Raw genomic sequence first — 1424 nt, 5'->3', positions numbered from 1 at the left:
GATCGTGTCCCCTTGCATGGTGTAGCTGGCGGCGGGTCACCGCGTTCACCGGCCAGGGCCGGGCAGGTCAGCTGGCGATAGCCGGAAGGCTGACGGTGGGATCATCGCTCAAGGGCGCGATGGTTTCCAGCGTCATGTAACGAGCACGCTGGACGGCCCATTCATCGTTCTGTTCGAGCAGGATCGCGCCGATGAGGCGTACGATGGCGTCTTCGTTGGGAAAGATGCCGACGACCTCGGTGCGCCGCTTGATCTCGCCGTTGAGGCGTTCGATCGGATTGGTCGAGTGCAGCTTGGTCCGGTGCTGCGGTGGGAACGTCATGTAGGCGAGCACATCGGTCTCGGCCTCGTCGAGGAAGCCGGCAAGCTTTGGCAGCTTGGGACGAAGCTGGTCGGCGACCTTGCGCCACTGTGTCTTTGCGGCCTCGGCATCGTCCTGGGCAAAGGCGGTGGCGATGAAGGCGGAGACGACACGCCGTCCGCTCTTGCCGGCATGCGCCAGCGCGTTGCGCATGAAGTGGACGCGGCACCGCTGCCAGGAGGCATTGAGCACCTTGGCCACGGTGGCTTTGATGCCCTCGTGGGCGTCGGAGACGACCAGCTTGACGCCACGCAGGCCGCGGCGGGCGAGCTTGCGCAGGAATGCCGTCCAGAACGTCTCGGCCTCGGAGGGGCCAATATCCATGCCGAGAACCTCGCGCCGGCCATCACTGTTGACGCCGACCGCGACGATCACCGCGACAGAGACGATGCGGCCATTCTGGCGCACCTTCACGTAGGTGGCGTCAATCCACAGATACGGCCAGTCGCCCTCGATCGGGCGGCCGAGGAACGCCTTCACCTTGTCGTCGATCTCGCCACACAGCCGGCTCACCTGGCTCTTGGAGATGCCGCTCATCCCCATCGCCTGCACCAGATCGTCCACCGAACGGGTCGAGACGCCTTGCACATAGGCCTCCTGCACCACGGCGGTGAGCGCCTTCTCGGCCATGCGGCGTGGCTCCAGGAAGCCCGGGAAGTAGGAACCCTTGCGCAGCTTGGGGATACGCAGCTCGACTGCGCCGGCACGGGTCTCCCAGATCCGGTCACGGTAGCCGTTGCGCTGGGTCAGACGCTCGGGGCTCTTCTCGCCGTAGGCTGCCCCGGTCTGGCTTTCGACCTCCAGCTCCATCAGGCGCTGGGCAGCAAAGCCGATCATCTCGCGCAGCAGATCGGCATCAGGGGTCTTCTCCACGAGCGTGCGCAGGTTCATCATGTCGTCGGTCATCGGTGGTTCCTCGGTTGCGTTGGCGTGTCGCAACCCGATCCTACCGGAGAACTGCCGGTGACCACCGCAAAGCCGCCCGCCCGCTACGGCGCTATGTGGGAGCGCGCGTCCGGGCGGCCTTGCTCTACCGAACTACACCACTACTGGGGACACGACC

Annotated in this window: 1 protein-coding gene; it reads right to left on the bottom strand. The window is 65.6% G+C overall.

Annotation, left to right across the window (positions count from 1 at the left end; translation table 11 throughout):
• Positions 1 to 67: 67 nt before the first annotated feature.
• A complete protein-coding gene (locus tag XH88_RS25685) occupies positions 68 to 1267 on the bottom strand; it encodes an IS256 family transposase (protein ID WP_271671039.1) in 1200 nt (399 codons plus the stop codon).
• Positions 1268 to 1424: the final 157 nt, after the last annotated feature.

Origin of the sequence: Bradyrhizobium sp. CCBAU 51627, assembly GCF_028128765.1 — a bacterium.
In the GTDB taxonomy this organism is placed as follows: Bacteria; Pseudomonadota; Alphaproteobacteria; order Rhizobiales; family Xanthobacteraceae; genus Bradyrhizobium.
The sequence above is the reverse complement of the archived record's forward strand: the minus strand, read 5'-3'. Positions and strand labels throughout refer to the sequence as shown.

What these genes read in the sequence shown, in the direction of transcription:
- XH88_RS25685 (WP_271671039.1), bottom strand. Translation starts at nt 1,267, where the DNA reads ATGACCGACGACATGATGAACCTGCGCACGCTCGTGGAGAAGACCCCT.